13 protein-coding genes are annotated in these 17,297 nt (G+C 33.0%); 8 read left to right on the top strand and 5 right to left on the bottom strand.

All coding sequences use genetic code 11. The annotated features are described in order from the left end of the window. Positions 1–46 precede the first annotated feature (46 nt). Positions 47–313 carry a GNAT family N-acetyltransferase gene (locus tag BN3657_RS07320; protein ID WP_062552381.1) on the top strand — a complete coding sequence of 89 codons (267 nt, stop codon included), beginning with the start codon at positions 47–49 and terminating at the stop codon, positions 311–313. 93 nt (positions 314–406) lie between these two features. Further along, entirely contained in the window at positions 407–1,060 is a 654-nt protein-coding gene (trhA, locus tag BN3657_RS07315; RefSeq protein WP_062552380.1) for a PAQR family membrane homeostasis protein TrhA, read from the top strand. Between the two features lie 79 nt (positions 1,061–1,139). Here the strand turns inward: trhA and BN3657_RS07310 are convergent, their stop codons facing one another. Both BN3657_RS07310 and BN3657_RS07305 read right to left on the bottom strand, forming a co-directional pair. Next, on the bottom strand, positions 1,140–2,168 hold the full coding sequence (locus BN3657_RS07310; protein ID WP_062552379.1) for a PTS transporter subunit IIC: 1,029 nt from the start codon (positions 2,166–2,168) through the stop codon (positions 1,140–1,142). After that, a complete protein-coding gene (locus BN3657_RS07305) occupies positions 2,168–2,818 on the bottom strand; it encodes a nitroreductase family protein (protein WP_230204198.1) in 651 nt (216 codons plus the stop codon). The genes BN3657_RS07310 and BN3657_RS07305 overlap by 1 nt, the downstream gene beginning before the upstream one ends. Before the next feature lie 238 nt (positions 2,819–3,056). On the opposite strand from BN3657_RS07305, the gene BN3657_RS07300 reads away from it, so the two are divergent. Then, positions 3,057–4,994, top strand: coding sequence for an acyl-CoA dehydrogenase family protein (locus tag BN3657_RS07300; RefSeq protein ID WP_074017854.1), 1,938 nt, complete (start codon positions 3,057–3,059; stop codon positions 4,992–4,994). 11 nt (positions 4,995–5,005) lie between these two features. Further along, positions 5,006–6,247 carry an FprA family A-type flavoprotein gene (locus tag BN3657_RS07295; RefSeq protein WP_019138419.1) on the top strand — a complete coding sequence of 414 codons (1,242 nt, stop codon included), beginning with the start codon at positions 5,006–5,008 and terminating at the stop codon, positions 6,245–6,247. 34 nt (positions 6,248–6,281) lie between these two features. Here BN3657_RS07295 and BN3657_RS07290 read toward each other — a convergent pair whose 3' ends face one another. From BN3657_RS07290 to BN3657_RS07280, 3 genes are read right to left on the bottom strand one after another with little or no spacing between them, the layout of a single operon-like run. After that, positions 6,282–6,626: a DUF5960 family protein gene (locus BN3657_RS07290; RefSeq protein WP_019138418.1), complete on the bottom strand. Its 345-nt coding sequence runs from the start codon at positions 6,624–6,626 to the stop codon at positions 6,282–6,284. Next, positions 6,626–6,970, bottom strand: coding sequence for a hypothetical protein (locus BN3657_RS07285; protein WP_062552377.1), 345 nt, complete (start codon positions 6,968–6,970; stop codon positions 6,626–6,628). Before BN3657_RS07285 ends, BN3657_RS07290 begins: the two co-directional genes overlap by 1 nt. A 17-nt stretch (positions 6,971–6,987) precedes the next feature. Continuing rightward, a complete protein-coding gene (locus BN3657_RS07280; protein WP_062552376.1) occupies positions 6,988–8,400 on the bottom strand; it encodes a Y-family DNA polymerase in 1,413 nt (470 codons plus the stop codon). A gap of 321 nt (positions 8,401–8,721) precedes the next feature. Here BN3657_RS07280 and BN3657_RS07275 point away from each other — a divergent pair, with 321 nt between their 5' ends. The 4 genes from BN3657_RS07275 (at position 8,722) to BN3657_RS07260 (ending at position 17,246) form a co-directional block, all read left to right on the top strand. Continuing rightward, positions 8,722–10,224, top strand: a complete 1,503-nt coding sequence (locus BN3657_RS07275; protein WP_062552375.1) for a type I restriction-modification system subunit M — start codon at positions 8,722–8,724, stop codon at positions 10,222–10,224. Continuing rightward, a complete protein-coding gene (locus BN3657_RS07270; RefSeq protein ID WP_062552374.1) occupies positions 10,214–11,497 on the top strand; it encodes a restriction endonuclease subunit S in 1,284 nt (427 codons plus the stop codon). The genes BN3657_RS07275 and BN3657_RS07270 overlap by 11 nt, the downstream gene beginning before the upstream one ends. Further along, entirely contained in the window at positions 11,490–14,594 is a 3,105-nt protein-coding gene (locus tag BN3657_RS07265) for a type I restriction endonuclease subunit R (protein WP_062552373.1), read from the top strand. The genes BN3657_RS07270 and BN3657_RS07265 overlap by 8 nt, the downstream gene beginning before the upstream one ends. 96 nt (positions 14,595–14,690) lie before the next feature. Beyond that, positions 14,691–17,246: a DUF4268 domain-containing protein gene (locus BN3657_RS07260; protein WP_062552372.1), complete on the top strand. Its 2,556-nt coding sequence runs from the start codon at positions 14,691–14,693 to the stop codon at positions 17,244–17,246. The last annotated feature ends 51 nt before the right edge of the window (positions 17,247–17,297 follow it).

Below are 17,297 nucleotides of genomic sequence, written 5' to 3'. Positions count from 1 at the left end.
TGGGTAGTATATAAATAAGAGCATTTAAAATAGGAGGTTATAATTTATGGAAGTTAAAAAAGGTAAAAATTGTTATTATATAGGTGAAGACCAAACAAATTACAAGGGAATCTTACAATATGAAGAAAAGGGCGATGTAATTGATGCCAAACATACTATTGTGAAAGAAGAATTTGGTGGACAAGGACTCGCAGGTGAACTTGTAAAAAAATTAGTTGAAGATGCTAGACGTGAAAATAAAAAAATTAAAGGAACTTGCTCATATGTTGCGAAAAAACTAGAGTCAAGTGAATTTAATGATGTGAGAGCATAAAGAAGGTCGGCTATGCCGATCTTTTTTTATGAATTAGATATTTATTTACCTTTTTATTTTGAGATTATATAATTGTCAAAAGGAAGTGATGAGATGGCAGAAAATATAAAGTCCAGAGACTTTTTAAAAATTGAAATAGCTAATTCAATTAGTCATGGGATTGGTGTTTTACTTGGAATTATTTTTTTATTGATGTTAATTATTCCAAGCGTGAGAGATGGCGATGTTTTAAAGACTGTTGCCTTTTCCATTTATGGTGGCTGTTTTATATTTATGTTTTTAATGAGTACAATTTATCACGCAATCCAACACAAAAAAGCAAAACAGATTCTTAGAATTTTTGACCACGTATCTATTTATTATTTTATTGCAGGAAGTTTTACACCAGTTATACTCTTACTAACAAAGGGAAAATTCAGATTATTTTTTATTATTTTAATTTGGGCAATAGCAATTTTTGGAACTGTTTTTAAAATTGCAACTTATCAAAAATACGACAAGTTAAAGACAATTTCTGTTATTATTTACATTGCTATGGGCTGGCTTTCTGTATTTTTAATTAAGCCAATTGTAACTAACACAACTTGGAAATTTATGTTGCTTTTAGTAATAGGTGGTCTTGTTTATACAGCAGGAACTTATTTTTACAAATCAAAGAAATTTAAATACAATCACATAATTTGGCATTTCTTTGTATTGGCAGCAGCGATAGTCCACTTTGTTGCATTTTATATCTATATTGGCTAAAAATTTTAGGTTCATCTCTTTTGATGAGCCTATTTTATTGCAAAAAATAGACGGGATTTCCCGCCTAAAATTTAAAGTTTTATTTAAAATAAAGTTTCATATCTCCGTCTTGGATAAGTCCCTTTCTATAAAAAATTTCATAAATTGAAGATGTCAAAAGGGCTGGCAGAATAATATGCATAAGTAAAATTATTCCCAAAAGCTTCATAAAGGGCACATTTGGCATGGCAGCAAAGGTTGAGATTTGTCCAACAAGACCACTTGTACCCATTCCAGATCCAAGTGGAGTGTTTTCTAGTTTAAAAATAATTGTAGAAACAGGTCCAAGGATGGCAGATGAAATTATTGGTGGGATAATTATTATAGGTTTTCTCACAATATTTGGCATCTGAAGCATAGAAGTCCCAAGTCCTTGAGCTACGAGACCTTCGATTTTATTGTCTCGATAAGACATAACGGCAAATCCTACCATTTGACAGCAACAACCAATTGTTGCAGCACCGCCAGCGAGAGAAGAAAGTGAAAGCATCATTGAGAGAGCGGCTGAGGAAATTGGAAGTGTGAGTACAATTCCAACTATAACAGACACAATAATTCCCATAAAGAAAGGAGCTTTATCTGTTGCATTTATAATTATTGCTCCCAAAAGATTCATAAAATTTCCTATGTAAGGACCAACAAAGTTTGCAACAAATACACCAGTTAACACTGTCACAGCAGGTGTTACAATTATATCTACCTTTGTTTTTCTGCTGACAAGTTTTCCAAATTCGACAGCTACTATAGTGGCTATATAAACTCCCATGGGACCACCAAGTTCATTTCCAGCAATACCAACAACAGTAGCAGCATAAACCACAAGACTTGGAGCAGACATGGCTGTTGCAATGGCAACTGCAATGGCAGGTCCTGTTGCCTTTTGAGCCAGAGGCCAAAGGACATCAGTTAAAAAATAAATATCAAAGCTTTTTCCAATAGTATTTAAAATTGTTCCGACTAATAGAGTTGCAAAAAGACCAAAAGCCATAGCTCCAAGAGCATCTATGAAATATAACTTTGACTTTCTTTTTATAAGTTCACTTAAACTTTTATTTTGATTTTCTTTCATTATATTCTCCTTAAAATGTCATCTAGTTTATATTTGGGAACAATATAATTTCCTTTGTCGTCAAGATAATATGATTGGTCATGAGAAATATCAATTTCTTCTATAGTAGATTTGACTTTCGGATAACCAAAAGCAACTACAAGATTACAAGTATATTTTTCATCATAAGATAAAATTTCTCGCATTTTATTATCATTTACACTCCCAATTATACAAGATCCAATTCCTCTTTCTGCAGCTGCAAGAGTAAGGTTTGAAATAACAAGTCCCTGGTCAACACCGTCAAATCTTAATTTTTTTTCATTATCACTTAAAACAGCAATAAAATAAACAGGTCTTTCTCCCTCTTTAAGTCTACCTGCTTCATTAGCTAGAGATGCTGCCCATTTGCTATTATTGAAAATTTCCAATACTTTATCTCTTTTTTCAACAGAGATAAATCTCAAATACTGTCTGTTATTTGCACAAGATGCATATTTTATAGAATTTAAAATAGCATCAATATCTTCTTGAGAAAGTAGTTTATTTTCGTCAAACTTTCTGTAAGATCTTCTCCATTTTAATAAATTTTCCAAGTCCATAATTCCTCCAATTGCGATAAATTTCTTCTTGTTAACTTTATATTTTACAACAAAAAAAGTATTTTTCAATTAATACATTAAATTGAGTATAAATTTAATAAAAAGGGGTATAAGAATATTAGTGAAAACGAAAAGATTTGAATTAAAAACTTTTAAATTTTTATTCAAAATTTAGTGGAAATGTTTTGACACTTTAAAGAAGTTGTTGTATACTTTAATTATTGTATACCATCTTGGTGTATCTTTTGTTTTTAACTATTAAAGTATAAATTACTTTAATTATCTTTAATCTTAAAAGGAGGAAAATATGTCAAATATGTATAAGACAACTGACGAACATGAAGCCCTTCGTAAGGCTATCAGAGAGTTTGCAGAAGCAGAAATCAAGCCATTATCTTTTGGACTTGATCAAAACAATGAATTTCCAGAAGAAATAGTTAAGAAGATTGGCGAAAACGGTTGGATGGGACTTCCATACCCTGAAGAAGAAGGCGGAGCAGGTAAGGATGTTATTTCTTACGCAATCGCTGTTGAAGAATTATCAAGAGTAGATGCAGGTGTTGGTGTTGTATTATCAGCTCACACTTCATTAGGATCTTATCCAATTCAAGCTTTCGGTACAAAGGAACAAAAGGAAAAATATTTAAAACCTCTTGCTCAAGGTAAAAAACTTGGTGCTTTTGGATTAACTGAACCTAACGCTGGTTCTGATGCAGGTGGTACAGAAACTACTGCTGTTCTTGATGGAGATTACTACATCTTAAATGGTAACAAGATTTTTATTACTAATGCTCCAGCTGCTGACACTTATGTAGTTTATGCAGTTACTACACCAGGTATCGGAACTCACGGAATTTCTGCTTTCATAGTAGAAAAAGGATGGGAAGGATTCACTTTTGGAGATCACTATGACAAATTAGGTATTAGATCTTCAACTACTGCCGAACTTCAATTTAACAATGTTAAGGTTCCAAAGGAAAACTTACTTGGTAAAGAAGGTCAAGGATTTAGAATTGCAATGCAAACACTTGATGGTGGTAGAATTGGTATTGCATCTCAAGCTCTAGGTATTGCACAAGGCGCTTATGAAGCTGCACTTGCTTATGCAAAAGAAAGAATCCAATTTGGAAGACCAATAGCACAACAACAAGCTATCGCTTTCAAGATTGCAGATATGGCTACTAAAATCAGAGCTGCAAGACTTATGGTTTATTCAGCTGCTGAAATGAAACAAAATCACGAAAACTACTCAATGGAAGCTGCAATGGCAAAAACAGTTGCATCTGAAGTTGCTATGTGGGTTGTTAACGAAGCTCTTCAAATCCACGGTGGTAATGGATATCTAAAGGGAATGGATGTAGAAAGATTCTTCAGAGATGCTAAGATCACTACTATCTATGAAGGTACTTCTGAAATCCAAAGAGTTGTAGTTGCAAGTCACCTTGTTGGTAAAGCTCCTAAGAAAAAAGGTAGAGCAGCTATTATAGATAAAAAAGCTGGTCCTATCACTGGAGATAGAAAAAGAGAAATAATAAAAGCAGATACAGCTGAAGAAGCTGTTGATATACTAGTTAAAAACTTAAAGAAAGATGGATATGACTTCTCTGTAGGAATTGATATTGATACTCCTGTTTACGATGCTGAAAGAGTTGTTTCAGTTGGTAAGGGAATCGGCGGAGAAGAAAATATGGACATGGCAAGAGAACTTGCACACGCTGCTGGTGCTGCACTAGGTTCATCAAGACCAGTTGCAGAAACATTAAAACTTGTACCACTTGAAAGATATGTAGGTATGTCAGGACAAAAATTCAATGGTAACCTATATATAGCATGTGGTATTTCTGGAGCAAGCCAACACTTAAAGGGTATTAAAAATGCATCAACAATTGTTGCAATTAACAAAAATGCTGGAGCTCCTATATTTAAGAACTGTGACTATGGTATAGTTGGAGATATGTTTGAAATTATGCCACTTCTTGCAGAAGCACTTGGAACTGGTGAAAAAGAACCAGCACCTCCAATGAAGAAAGTTAGAAGATCTAAACCTAGAAAATTAGCTCCTAACTACAAAGTAATGGTATGCCCAGGCTGTGGATATGAATATGATCCAAACTTCGGAGATCCAGAAGGCGAAATCGATCCTGGTACAGATTTTGATAGACTACCAGATGATTGGACATGCCCAGAATGTCAAGAAGAAAAGCAAAACTTTATTGAAGCTGATTTCCCAGCTGATAGAAAATAAAGGAGGATATAATGTATACTGTTAGAAAAGTCACAGATGATCTTTACTATGTTGGTGGAAATGATCATAGACTAGAATTATTTGAAAATATTTTTCCTATTCCAGAAGGAGTAACATATAATTCATATTTACTAAAAGATGAAAAAAACGTACTATTTGATACAGTTGACTGGTCAATTGTAAAAGATTATTTAGAAAATATATCTGAAGTTCTTGATGGAGAAGACCTAGATTATCTAGTAATTCACCACTTAGAACCAGACCATGCTGCTGCTATTGATGAAATTGTTTTAAGATACCCAGATGTAAAAGTTATAGCAAGTGAACAAGGTTTTGAATTCATGCGTCAATATGGTTTCCATGTAGACGATGAACAATCAATTGTTGTAGCTGAAGGAGACACTATTTCCTTTGGTAAGCACGAATTCATTTTCTTAGAAGCACCTATGGTTCACTGGCCAGAAGTTCTTGTAAGTTTCGATACAACTGACGGAGTACTATTCGCAGCTGACGCTTTTGGTACATTCGGTACACTTGATGGTAAACTATTTGCTGACGAAGTTAACTTCGAAAGAGATTATCTTGACCCAGCAAGAAGATATTTAACAAATATCGTAGGAAAATATGGTCCATTCGTACAAGATGTTCTTAAAAAAGCTGCAACTGTAGATATTAAATACATCTGTCCACTTCACGGACCAGTTTGGAGAGAAAACCTAGGATGGTTCATCGAAAAATATGACAAATGGTCAAGATATGAACCAGAAGAAGAAGGCGTAATGATTGTTTATGCATCAATGTATGGAAATACAGAACGTGCTGCACAAGCTCTTGCATCAAGACTTTGTGATAAGGGAATGACTAATGTAGTAGTTCACGATGTAAGTAACACTCACATGTCTTACCTAATTGCAGACACATTTAAATACTCTCACATTGTAATTGCATCTGTAACTTACAACTTAGGTATTTACCCTGTAATGAAAAACTTCTTAATGGACCTTGAAGCTCTTAACGTTCAAAACAGAACTGTTGGTATCATTGAAAATGGTACTTGGGCTTGTACAGTTGGCGATAAGATTGAAGAATATATTGACGAAAATCTTAAGATGTTCGACGTACTTCCAGAAAGAGTTACACTTAACTCAGCTCTTAACAAGGCTAACGAAAACGATATGGAAGCTCTTGCAGATTCTATTATCGAATCAATGGCTAAGATTAGAGAAGTTAAAGCAAAATCAGCTGATAAATAATAAACTTTTTATTAAAATATTTAAAGAAGCTATATCATTTGATGTAGCTTCTTTTTTTGCAATAATTTATCTTGTTTTCAATGAAAAATTCTTTATGAAAATCAATAGGACAAATATGTCCCAAATATTTAAATTGAATAATAAAATTATTATTAATATAAACTTTATTAAAAATAAAATAGTGGTTCTTTTTATCTGCTGCATTCTTTGAATTTAATCTAAAATAATTGTGACCAGTGGAGGACATGTGTTGGAGAATATCAGAAGTTAAAAATATTAAAGGAACATTTAAATTTGAGAACTTATAGAAATCATTCTCGAAAATTTTGTAATTAATAGAAAAATAATCAAACTGAAGAGAGTTTCTTTCTAAACACATTATAATTCCTCCAAAAGTACAATTTTTATAATATCCTCAAAAGAAATATTCAGGGCTTCATCGCCACTTAAATAAATACTTTCGTGAAAAATTTCTTTAATCCTACCAGAGTAAGCATCTTTTCTCAGCTTAGTATAAATGAGAACCTCAAGATTATTTACATAGACCTGACTTATTAAAAGAATAAGCTCTTTTCGCGTCATTTGAGAAGAAAAATCTATAAAATCACCCATTTTGTGAAGAGCAGAGGTATGTTCTGAAATAAAAAATCCCATCCACTTTGCCATTCCCCTATCCATATATTCTCTAGCAGACTTAAAGGGCAAATAAGACCTGTCAACCATACAAATACCTCCTAAAATTATTTAACACCATCCATGCCACCACAGTGACCACCAATTAACTTGCTTCTTTCAATAACTCTCGAACCTTCAACAAAAGATGTAGCCTTTTGAATAGAAGTAAAACCGAATCTGTCACGTATTTCATCAATTGCACTATCAAGATTTTCTTCCCTTTCAATAGCCTCTACATCATCAAAAAAATCAAAAACAGTGGAAGATTCGTCTACTAAATTATCATAGGTTACCCCAAGATTTCTCACAGAACCACCCTTATATCTTTCCCTAAAAAGCTTTAGCACTTCCATTTGTAAGACCCTAGTAGATTGACTTGGTCTAATAGTTTTTCTTGCATTAATAGACTTTTTATTTTCGGTATAAGAAAAACCAACATATATAGAAATTACAGAAGCCTTTTTCTTTAGCCTTCTAATTCTAATAGCCACTTGCTCAGCGATTTCAGAAAGGACAATTTCAATTTCATCTTGATTTTCGTAGTCACGAGGAAGAACTTGAGAATTTCCAAGACCTTTTGATTTTGGCTTATAAGGTTTTGATAACTTGGACTCATCAACACCATTTGCGTGAAACCAAAGTTGAAGTCCTATAACACCAAAAATTTTTTTAAGAATATCAGGATCATAATTAGCAAGATCGCGAGCAGTATAAATTGACATAGAGTTGAGTCTTTTTTTCAATCTAGAACCAATTCCCCAAAAATCACTTAAATCATCAATAGCCCAAAGTTTTGATTCCACATCTTCATAAGACCAATTTGCACGCATAGTCCGTGTTTTTTTAGCTTCATTATCAAGAGCAAGCTTTGCAAGAAGGGGATTAGAATTGCTCATGCCAACAGTGGAATATAGACCAGTTGTTTCCCAAATGTCTTTTTGAATCATAGAAGAAACAAGGTCCAACTTGTATTTCTTAGAAAGACATTTATCGGGAACAAAATAATTTAAACTTTTTGTAAGATCAATAAAACCCTCATCAATAGAGTAGGGAAGGATGTCTTCTCTAGGAGCATAGTTTTGGAAAATTTTTTGGATTTTTAAATTTTCTTCAATATAAAGAGCCATTCTTGGAGGGACAATAAGAGTATTTTTCGCCCACTTCTCAATAAAATCGATATAATCCTTAGTGATTTCAATATTTTGTCTCCTGGCCTTTTCAAAGCTAAACTTTCTAGTTTCGATGTCAAAGGGAAGCTTACTTGCCCTTCCCACATTACTTTTCCCAAAAATCTTCTTGAAAAGAGGAGAACTTGCAAGAATAAGACCCTTAGAATTGCTAGACCTACTCATAACACAAAGGCTAGTAGTTAGAGGATCGAGATTTCTCGTGACACACTCAACACTGGCATAAAAAGACTTGATGTCCACAAAAGCAATATCAGATTTAGGTTCTAAAGAATAATCAATAAAAGTCATAAGCCACCTCGAGAAAAATCAAATAAATAAAAATCAATTTTTCAAAAAACAGAATACATATTTAAACAATAGTTTCAATTAAATATATTTTAGAACATTTGACTTAAAAACACAAGTTCACAAAAATTATAAGTTTGAACAAATTTATTAGATTATAAAAATAAGCAAGTTTTGAAAATTTATGAACTCATAAAAAATAATTAAGATTTAAAAATTAAAAAATTCTTTTCTATATTTCACTAAAGAAAAACAAGTAAGCATGTTATAATTTATTTATGATAATGTTTACCTTTAAAAAATTTAAGAGGACAAGGAGATAAAATGTCAGAAAAAATATCAAGTGCAAACTTAGGCTTTGAAAAAGAAATTTTTGGTGCAGCAGACAAACTAAGAGGAAATGTAGATGCTGCTGAATACAAGAACGTAGTCTTGGGCCTAATATTTTTAAAATACATATCAGATAGCTTTGAAGAAAAATATAGAGAATTATTAGATGAAGGCGACGGATTCGAAGAAGACCGTGACGAATACATGGCAGAAAATATATTTTTCGTGCCAAAGGAAGCAAGATGGGACTATGTTGCATCAAAGGCAATGACAGCAGAAATTGGTCAAGTAATAGACAGGGCAATGGTGGCAATCGAAGAAGAAAACGACAGACTAAGAGGAATCCTTCCAAAAAATTATGGCAGACCTGAACTAGACAAGAGACGACTAGGAGAAGTAGTTGACCTCTTCAACAACTTAAAACTAAAGGAACATGGGAATTCAAAGGACATACTTGGCAGGACTTATGAATATTCAATAGCACAATTTGCTTCACTAGAAGGTAAGAATGCAGGAGAATTCTATACGCCTACAAGTATAGTTAAGACATTAGTTGAGATATTAGAACCCTACGAGGGAAGAGTTTATGACCCTTGTTGTGGTGCAGGGGGCATGTTTGTTCAATCGGCAAAATTCGTGGAAAACCATCAGGGAAGGATCAACGAGCTTTCTATTTATGGTCAAGAGTCCAATGCAAACACATGGAAGCTTGCTCAAATGAACCTTGCCATCCATGGACTTGAAGGAGACCTTGGCCATGGTGCAGCAGACACCTTCTTCAATGACCAGCACGAGTCTATGAGAGCAGACTATATTCTTGCAAACCCACCCTTTAATTTAAAGGACTGGGGAGGAAATAAGCTCTTAGAAGATTCTAGGTGGAAGTATGGGACTCCACCAGAGGGCAATGCCAACTACGCTTGGATGCAGCACATGATTTATCATCTTGGATCCAAGGGAAAGATGGGCCTAGTTCTTGCCAATGGATCTCTATCTGCATCAGGAAGAGAAGGAGAAATAAGAGAAGCTATAATAAGAGATGACTTAGTTGAGTGTATTATTGCCATGCCAGACAGGCTCTTTTATTCCACAGGGATTTCTGTTTCTCTTTGGATCTTAAATAAGAACAAGAAGCAAAAGGACAAGACCCTATTTATAGATTGCAGGAATATGGGAAAAATGATTGACAGGGCCCACAGGGACTTAACAGAAGAAGATATACAAAAAATTGCAGATAGCTACAAGGACTTTGTCAAGGGAGAAGATGTAGAAGAGCTTGGCTATGCCCATGTAGCAGGACTAGACGAGCTAGAAGAAAACTCCTTTGTCCTCACACCAGGAAGATATGTGGGACTAGAAGAAGGAGAAGAAGATGACGAGCCCTTTGATGAAAAGATGGAAAGACTTACAAGTGAACTGGGAGAATTATTTAAGGAATCCAATGATTTGGAAGAACTTATAAGGGAAAATCTTGGAGCTATTGGTTATGAAATTTAAAAATTTAAGAAATTGGCATTATAAACCCATTAGTTCAATAACCGAAACGATAACAGACTATGTTGCAAATGGAAGTTTTGCAACCCTTAAAGAAAATACTGAATATGTAGCTAGTAGTAAATTTATACTTATTAGGCTAGTTGATTATAACAATAATTTTAACGGAGAATTTAAATATATAACAAAAGAAAGCTATGAATTTTTAGATAAGACTAAGTTATTTGGTGGGGAAATAATTATTTCAAATGTTGGTGCAAATGCTGGGACAGTATTTAAAACGCCCTATTTAAAATATAAGATGAGCCTGGGGCCAAATTCAATAGTAGTAAAAACTAAAGAAAATGATGATTTTTATTATTATTGGTTCAAAAGCATATATGGTCAATTTTCATTAGATTCTATAAAAACAGGTAGTGCTCAACCTAAATTTAATAAAACGGATTTCAGGAAATTGTTGGTACCTGTTCCAGATATTTTAGAACAGAATAGAATTGCAAATATATTGAACAACTTAGATGGAAAAATTGAAGTTAATAATAAAATAATTGCTAATTTGGAAGAGCAAGCGCAAGCTATTTTTAAGTCATGGTTTATTGATTTTGAACCCTTCCAAGACGGAAATTTTGTTGAAAGCGAATTGGGCTTGATTCCTGAAGGCTGGGAAGTAAGAGAAGTAAAAGATATATGTGACTTAAAGATAGGGAGAACACCACCGCGCAAAGAAAGTGAATGGTTTAATGATAAGAAAGGCATAAAATGGGTTTCCATAAAAGATATGGGGAATTCAGATATGTATATATCTGATACAACAGAATTTTTAACAGAAGAAGCAATAGATAAGTTCAACATTCCTTTAGTAGAAGAGAACACATTAATTTTAAGTTTTAAATTAACTGTTGGAAGGATAGCAATAACATCTGAAAAAATATGTACTAATGAAGCCATTGCTCAATTAAAAAATCCAATTATTAATAGTTTATATTTGTATTTTTATTTTAAAAATTTTTCTTTTGAAACTTTAGGAAATACTTCATCAATTGGAAATGCAGTCAATTCAAAAATAATTAGAGAAACAAAAATTCTTATACCTAATAATAAAGTATTAGATCAATTTTTAAAATCCGTAAAACCAATAAGTGATTTTATTAGAACATTGTTAAATCAAAATAAAAAGCTTGCTGAAATAAGAGATGCCCTTTTACCAAAATTAATGTCAGGAGAAATTGACGTCTCTAATGTAAAAATTAAAGGAGAGGAGGTAAAAAATGAGTGAAATTTATTTAGAAGATGGTTTTGAAAAAATCTTTATAAAATTTATTGAGGACTTAGGCTACCGCTACCTCCCTCACCAAGAAATTGTAAGAGATAGCATGAAGTCACCATTGGCTTCTGAAATCCTGGAAGATTCTCTTAGAAGAATTAATCCTGACATTTCAGATGAAGCTATAAAGGAAGCTCTTCACAAGATAAAGAATATTGATGCAGGTCTCCTTGTTAATAGGAATGAGACCTTCTTTGAATACTTGCAAGATGGTCTTGAGATTTCTACCCATGATGGTGAAAGAGAAAAGACTGAGAGAGTTTATCTGATTGATTACAAGGACATAGACAATAACGACTTTCTTGTCACTAACCAGTTGACAATTATTGGAAAAGACACCAAGAGGCCTGATGTTCTTATTTTTGTAAATGGCCTGCCTTTAGTTGTCATTGAGTTAAAGTCTATTAGCTCTGAAATTGCAGATGTAACTAGTGCTTATAGGCAAATCAAGAATTATCAATATGATATTGAAGACCTATTTGTCTACAATGCCTTTAATATTATTTCGGACTTTACTACTACGAAGCTGGGGACTATTACGGCTGGTGAAGCCTGGTACAAGGAGTGGAAATCTACTGATGGGTCTTATGAGTCCACTAAGTACGCTGACTACAAGACACTTTTGGAAGGGGTTCTTGATAAGAATAGGTTTTTAGATATTATTAAAAATTTTATATTTTTTGAACACAAGGATGATGGGACTAATAAGATTTTGGCTCAATACCACCAATATTTTGCAGTCCACAAGGCTGTTCACTCTACTCTTGAGGCTGTAATGGCTGGAGACGGAAGGGGTGGGGTTTTTTGGCATACTCAAGGCTCAGGTAAGTCTCTCTCCATGGTATTCTACGCCCACTCTCTTATTAATCAACTTGGACACCCTACCTTTGTTGTTTTAACTGATAGGAATGATCTTGACACTCAACTTTTTGGACAGTTTGCCAGGGCAAGCAAGTTCTTGAGACAGAATCCAGTTCAGGCAGAGTCAAGGGCTCACTTAAAAAAGTTACTTAATAATAGGGAATCCAATGGGATTTTCTTCTCAACTATGCAGAAATTCGCCGAGTCAGAAGAGCCCCTAACTTGTAGGGAAGATGTGATAGTAGTGGCAGACGAGGCCCACAGGTCACAGTATGGTTTGAGGGAAAGAATCTCTAAGGATGGCAAGGTCCAATCTGGTATGGCAAGGCTTGTGAGACAATCCCTTCCTAAGGCAACTTACATTGGATTTACTGGAACTCCTCTTAGTATTAACGACAAGGACACTCAAGAAATTTTTGGTCAGTACATCGATATCTATGACATGAGTCAAGCTGTTGAAGATGGTGCTACTAAACCAGTTTATTATGAAAACAGGGTTATTAATTTAGGTTTAAATGAAGAAATACTTAAGAAAATTGATGAAAAATATGAAGAATTATCAGAGAGTGCCAGCGAATATGATATAGAAAGAAGCAAGAGAGACCTAAGTAAGTTGGAACAAATTATTGGTTCTGATGAAGCTATTGACACCCTGGTAAAGGATATTCTAGAGCATTATGAAACAAGTAGAGAAAATCTTTTGACAGGCAAGGCTATGATTGTTGCTTACAATAGAAAAATTGCTGTAAAAATATACAAGAGAATCTTAGAAATTCATCCTGATTGGGATGAAAAAGTTAAGGTGGTTGTGACTCCAAACAACAATGACCCAGAAGAGTGGAAGGAAATAATTGGCAACAAGTCGGACAAGGAAGAGTTGGCAAAGAAGTTTAAGGATGACAATGATCCTTTCAAGATTGCCATTGTTGTGGACATGTGGCTAACTGGTTTTGATGTACCAAGTCTTTCTACTATGTATGTTTACAAGCCAATGCAGGGTCACAACTTGATGCAAGCCATTGCAAGGGTAAACCGTGTCTTTAAGGATAAGGAAGGTGGACTTGTTGTAGATTATATTGGAATAGCCAATGCCCTAAAGAAAGCCATGAGTGATTACACGAAAGCAGATCAAGAAGCTATTGACAATGCAAATATTAGAGATTCGGCTTATCCTCTCTTCCAGGAAAAGCTTGAAGTTTGCAGGAATGTTTTCTTCCATAGTTTTAATTATTCTAAGATATTTTCTGAAAAGATTAATAATATTGAACTTGCTGATTTAATTACTGAAGGATTGAATCATGTTTTAGGCTTTGCCGACAATAAGGTCGATGATTTTAAGAAGGAAGCCTATGCTCTTAAGCAAGCACACACACTTTGCTCTTCTATTTCTACTGAAGTTGAACAAAGAGAGGCTGCTTATTTTGAAGCAATAAGGACAAGTTTAAACAGGATTACTTCTCCAGGCAAGTTAAATAAAAAAGACATAGACAAGCAAATTGGTGAACTACTAGAGCAATCTATTCATAGTGACGGTGTAATTAACTTATTTAGAGATTTTGACAAGGGATTTAGTTTATTTGATCCATTATTCTTGGAAAAAATATCTAATATGAAAGAAAGCAATCTTAGCATCGAACTTCTCAACAAGCTCTTGGGAGATGAAATTAGGGTAAGCTCTAAGGGCGACATCATTAAGGGAGAAGAATTTTCTGAAAGACTTAGAAAAATTATGAAAAACTATAGGAAGACTATGGTGGATAATGCAGAAAGCTTGGATAAATTTATTGGCATAGCATCTGAAGCTACAGATAAGGGTGAATATAAATTAGGAAGTGTAAGAGACGAACTCTTAAAGCTAGCCAAAGATTTAATTAATCTACATGAAGAAAATAAGGCCTTGGGACTTAGTCGTGAAGAAATTGCCTTTTATCATGCAATAAGTAAACCGGAAAATATAAAAGATTTCTATACAGATAAAGAGTTAATCGCATTTACTCAAGAACTTACTAGGACAATAGCACAAGAAATGACTTCGGACTGGATGATGAGAGAGTCTGGAAGAGCAAACATGAGGAGAAAGGTAAAAAGACTTTTGGCCAAGTACAAATACCCAAAGGACCAAAGAAACAATGTTATCGATTTAATAGTAGAACAAGCAGAGTATTATGATGGGTTAATGGAAGCATAATTATATAAGAAGGAGCCATGAGCTCCTTTTTTATATGTTAAAATGTAATTAATAAATAATAAAATGTAATTAATAATATAGAAACTGGAGGAGCTAATGAAGGGTGATGGCATCCAATTATATTCTTACATGGAGGGTCCTAACCACAGGTATATTATTCCTGTTTATCAAAGAAGATATGATTGGAAGATTGAAAACTGCAAACAACTTTATAATGATTTATTAAGACTCGCAAAAGATAAGGAAGGTAATCACTTTTTTGGAAGTATTGTTTCTGATGTTGTTGGTGCTGGGTCTATTACTGAATATCATATTATTGATGGGCAACAGAGACTAACTACTGTAACTCTTCTTCTTTTAGCTATTGCCAAGTTAGTTGAGAAAGGCGAAGCTTATTCTAATGAAGTGGATTTAAATGAGCAAATAATGGAAAGATTTATTATTTCCAAGTGGGCTAAGGAAGATGACAAAGTAAAATTAATCCCTGTTAAGAGAGATAGGAAGGCACTTCATTATTTAATTTTTGGAGAAGAAGACGAGTATATAGAAAATTCAAATTTGACTATTAATTATAAATATTTTTATGAGAGATTAAAAAAGGATTCTCATATTATCGATGAAATTTATTCTGCTATTCAAAGACTTCAAGTTATCTCTATTACTTTAGAGAAGGGCGACGATGCTCAACTTATATTTGAAAGTTTAAATTCAACGGGTCTTGCTCTCAGTGAAGGTGATAAGATAAGGAATTTTATTCTCATGAATCTGCCTTTAGAAAAGCAAAATAAATATTTTGAAAAGTATTGGATAAAAATTGAAGATTTTACTAATAAAAGAATAGATAATTTTGTAAGAAATTACTTGAGTATTAAAACTTTTTCCATGCCCACTATGTCTAAAGTTTATTTTGAGTTTAAAGATTATGTAAATAGACATAGCGAATCTTTGGAAACTTTGCTAGAAGATATGCTTAAATACTCTAAATTCTATAAAAAGCTACTTGATGGTGAAAGCGGATTTAAAAATAAAGACCTAGATTCTTCCATGTTTAATTTAAAGAAGATGGAAATAAGTGTAACAGAACCTTTCTTTATGGAAGTTTTTAGCCTAAATGATGAAAGCATGCTAAGTCTTGATGATTTAATTGGAATTTTTAATACTATTGAAATCTATTTATTTAGAAGAAATATTTGTGGAGTTGCAAGTAATGCTTTAAGCAAAATTTTTCTCAATTTAAATAAAGATATTGTCAGGTATGATGGCACTACTGAAAATTATGTTGAAAAATTGAAATATAATCTTACTCAAAGGAGAGATTCTGGTAGATTTCCTAAAGATGAGGAATTTTATGAAAATTTAAATAACAAAGAAATTTATTTAATGCGTGGAAGGTTTAAAAATTATTTATTTAATAAAATTGAAAACTATAATACTGTGGAAACCAGAGATATTTACAATCATTTAGATGAAGGAACTTATAGCATTGAACATGTTATGCCGCAAAAATTAAATGATGATTGGTATGAAGAGTTGGGAGATAACGCTGAAGAAATTCATGAAAAGTGGATTCACAAGCTAGGTAATCTTACTATAACTGGATATAATTCTGATATGGGAAATTCTTCTTTTGAGAAAAAGAGAGATGGAAAGCATGGTTTTAAAAAAAGCGGAATTAGGATGAACCAAGATTTGGCATTATTAGATTCTTGGGGAGAAGAGGAAATAGAAAAGAGACACAAAGATCTTCTTGATCTTTCAGTTTATGAGATTTGGAAGTATCCTACTACGAAATTTGAATTACAAAGGGAAGACCTTGAATATATTTCTTTAGCTGATGATGATTACGACTTAAAGGGAAAGAAGATTCTAAAAATTAACTTCAGGGGAGAAGAGTCATCTTTTAGAAACTGGTCAGAAACCTTTACTTTTATAATAAAAATCTTGCATGAAGAAGATAAGTCTCAATTAATTAATTTAGTCAGAGAAGAGCCAAGGGATGTATTAGGACTTAATTTCTTTACAACTTCTAATGACTTGCGAAGTTTTGAAAAAATAGATGAGAATATTTTTGTTTCTACAAATAATAATACAAATACAAAAATTAAAATATTAAGTAAACTTTTTGAATTATATGAAGAAGATCCTGATAATTTAATTTTTTATTTTGAAGACTCTGATAATTTTGATAGGACTCCAGAAAATATAAGAGAAGAATATTGGAACTATGCTATTCCTATAATAAAAGAAGAAAATATAGATAATGATTCTTTTAAGAACAACACAAGATCAAAGGGTTCATGGATAGTAGGTTCAATAGGAATACGCAGATTTTATATTTCTTGCTATTTTTATATGAAATCTGCCAAAGTTTCGATGACATTAAATAAGCCTGACAAGGAAACAAATAAGGCAGCTTTTGATTATCTATATAAATATAAAGAAAATATAGAAAATAGTTTAGGTTTAAAACTTTATTGGAATAGATTAGATGATAAAAAAGTTTCTACTATTGAAGTAGCTATAGAAAACATAAACTCAAAAGACAAGTCAAATTGGGAAAAAATTGCAAAATTCCACGCAGAAATGAGCGATGCTTTTTATAAGGAATTTGTTCCAAGACTTAGAGAATTTAATAGTCAATATAATAAATAAAATTATAAACTCGGGCGTGGCTCGAGTTTTTTTGTGTTATAATCTACACAA

Source organism: Peptoniphilus phoceensis, from assembly GCF_001517665.2.
Classification (GTDB): Bacteria; Bacillota; Clostridia; order Tissierellales; family Peptoniphilaceae; genus Peptoniphilus_A; species Peptoniphilus_A timonensis.
This window is presented reverse-complemented; position numbering and strand designations above follow the sequence as displayed.

Bases quoted from the DNA above. Each gene is read 5' to 3' on its own strand.
- BN3657_RS07320 (WP_062552381.1), top strand. From the start codon at position 47: ATGGAAGTTAAAAAAGGTAAAAATTGTTATTATATAGGTGAAGACCAA.
- trhA (WP_062552380.1), top strand. From the start codon at position 407: ATGGCAGAAAATATAAAGTCCAGAGACTTTTTAAAAATTGAAATAGCT.
- BN3657_RS07310 (WP_062552379.1), bottom strand. From the start codon at position 2,168: ATGAAAGAAAATCAAAATAAAAGTTTAAGTGAACTTATAAAAAGAAAG.
- BN3657_RS07300 (WP_074017854.1), top strand. From the start codon at position 3,057: ATGTCAAATATGTATAAGACAACTGACGAACATGAAGCCCTTCGTAAG.
- BN3657_RS07295 (WP_019138419.1), top strand. From the start codon at position 5,006: ATGTATACTGTTAGAAAAGTCACAGATGATCTTTACTATGTTGGTGGA.
- BN3657_RS07290 (WP_019138418.1), bottom strand. From the start codon at position 6,626: ATGTGTTTAGAAAGAAACTCTCTTCAGTTTGATTATTTTTCTATTAAT.
- BN3657_RS07285 (WP_062552377.1), bottom strand. From the start codon at position 6,970: ATGGTTGACAGGTCTTATTTGCCCTTTAAGTCTGCTAGAGAATATATG.
- BN3657_RS07280 (WP_062552376.1), bottom strand. From the start codon at position 8,400: ATGACTTTTATTGATTATTCTTTAGAACCTAAATCTGATATTGCTTTT.
- BN3657_RS07275 (WP_062552375.1), top strand. From the start codon at position 8,722: ATGTCAGAAAAAATATCAAGTGCAAACTTAGGCTTTGAAAAAGAAATT.
- BN3657_RS07270 (WP_062552374.1), top strand. From the start codon at position 10,214: ATGAAATTTAAAAATTTAAGAAATTGGCATTATAAACCCATTAGTTCA.
- BN3657_RS07265 (WP_062552373.1), top strand. From the start codon at position 11,490: ATGAGTGAAATTTATTTAGAAGATGGTTTTGAAAAAATCTTTATAAAA.
- BN3657_RS07260 (WP_062552372.1), top strand. From the start codon at position 14,691: ATGAAGGGTGATGGCATCCAATTATATTCTTACATGGAGGGTCCTAAC.